Here is a 2,189-nt window from a genome sequence, read left to right as displayed (position 1 = left end):
ATCCTCCGGCACCCATATAATTAGACCTAAAATCATATGAAAATACGTTCTTTCAAGCGCTTTCATAACCGTTGGTTATATAAAAAAAATAAAAAAAACATCTAGCTCGTCAGCGACTCTATCAGTCCTGTGAAATAGATGTTTGTAATAATAAGATTATAGGAACAACAGCTTCCTATTCCAAAGCCGTTCTACCAGAAATACTTTTAAAGGATGAGGGCGATACCCCTTTATACTTTTTAAATTTACTATGGAAATAATCAACATTCGCATATCCGACCCGTTCCGACACCTGATGAACCTTGAGCCCCTCCTGCAGCAGCCCAATGRCATGCTGTATTCGCACTTGATCCAAATACGTGTTGAAATGCTCACCCGTATAGTTTTTGAACATTTTGCCTAAATAGCCGCTATTGTAATTAAAAAGATCAGCCAGCGTTTCCAGCTTAATATTTTCGCTATAATGACGTTCAATAAAGTCAGTCATTTGTTTCATGACCGACAAGCTGTCTGATTTCGAAGTTTTCATCGCCAGCTCCGACAGACGGGTTTGCAGCTGCGCAATCATTTCCTCATAATGATGGGCAAGGTACAGGGCGGTAATCATCGACAGATCCTCATGAAGTGATAGCTGCGGATTAGACAAGGCCGCTTTATTTAGTACGATCGTGAGAAGCTGCGCCCAGCTCGATTTGACGAACGGCTCGGAACAATCATAAGCGATAATTTGATTGGACGCCTCCTGCATCGCGTTGTCCATTCCCTCTTTGCTCCCGATATCCAGCATATAATAAATCTTTTGAGCAAGGCTTTCGATTGATAATTGATTGCTAAGCTTAGCCTCCGCCTGCTGTCTTTCCTCGGCTAAAGACGCCATATGGATGAACTGTCCTTGCAGCATGAACCGCTGCTTCAATAAGTCGTGAATGGGCATGGACCATTTTTGCAGCTCCGCGGGTTCGCGAACGGGTTCGCTTGCCGCAGCTGCAAATTTCACCTTCGTTCCGCAGCATTCCTCGATCCACAGCTTCATTTGCTCGCGCGAGCCATTTTGGAGCATATAATCTTTAAGCAATATCCCAATATAAGGCTCGGCAGAAAAAACCCAGCCGATTTGCTTCTCTTCAACAATGTCTGTCAGCTTCTTCTTGAGCGTTGCATTCAGTGTAAGGGAATGTTCCCTGCTGTAGAGCTCGATCAACATCAGCTGGTAATATTTCGCAGGCTCACCCAATAATGTTTTCAGCTCGTGACTGTTAGCCGTATTTGCATCCAGCTTCCCGCTTGAGAGCTGATACAGCATCTCCTCACGCAGTAAAGCAACCGATTGCTCTGTGTTTTGGCGCTGCTCCGACTGACTTTGGAGCTGAGCAGAGACACGTTCGACATAGCTCTCCAGCTCATCTTCATCGATCGGCTTTAAAATATAACCATCCACATTATGCGCGATCGCTTGCTTAGCATAATTGAACTCCGCATAGCCGCTCAAAATTAAAAAATGACAGCTATTGTCTGTTTTCCTTATTTCCTCAATCGCTTGTAGTCCATCCATGCCAGGCATGCGGATATCAATCAGAATCAAATCAGGACTCAGCACGCCGTGCTTCTCGACTGCCTCGCGTCCATTGGATGCTGTCCCTGCGACGGCAAATCCGTATTTGCTCCAATCAACTAATGTTTGCAGTCCTTCTCGAATCATCGGTTCATCGTCTACAATGAGTACTTTATGCAAGCGAATGACCCCCTATTGGAATTTCAAAAGTAATGCGTGTACCCGCTCCAAGCTCGCTCTTCAGCGTCAAGCCATATCCGTCCCCATAGATCATGACCAGCCGCTGATGGACATTGCGCAGCCCGATTCGGTATTCTTCCTCTTCTTCCATATCATGCAGCGATTCATTGATTTCATTAATCTTTTCATCGCTGATTCCTACGCCATTGTCGGATACCTCAACCCGAAGCATATGATCACTGACCTCTGTCTTTAACCATACGAATCCGCCCTCAGCAACATTTTCAAGACCATGCACAACAGCATTCTCGATGAGAGGCTGAATAATAAGCGGCGGAATTTCGATCTCCTGACCGTTAGCATCGATATCCAGGCGAAACGTCAATCGATCGTTACCGTATCTGAATTTTTGAATTTCCAAATAGCAGCGCACCATTTCGAGTTCATCCTTTAATGC

2 protein-coding genes are annotated in these 2,189 nt (G+C 45.0%); both read right to left on the bottom strand.

Annotated elements, in window-relative coordinates:
- Nucleotides 1–175: 175 nt before the first annotated feature.
- Entirely contained in the window at nt 176–1,732 is a 1,557-nt protein-coding gene (locus tag AC1DSE_RS34350) for a response regulator transcription factor (protein WP_477529025.1), read from the bottom strand.
- On the bottom strand, nt 1,725–2,189 hold a 465-nt coding region (locus tag AC1DSE_RS34345), incomplete at its 5' end, for a sensor histidine kinase (protein ID WP_477529024.1). The genes AC1DSE_RS34345 and AC1DSE_RS34350, both read right to left, overlap by 8 nt.

Source organism: Paenibacillus sp. 01L418, from assembly GCF_056400045.1.
The sequence above is the reverse complement of the archived record's forward strand: the minus strand, read 5'-3'. Positions and strand labels throughout refer to the sequence as shown.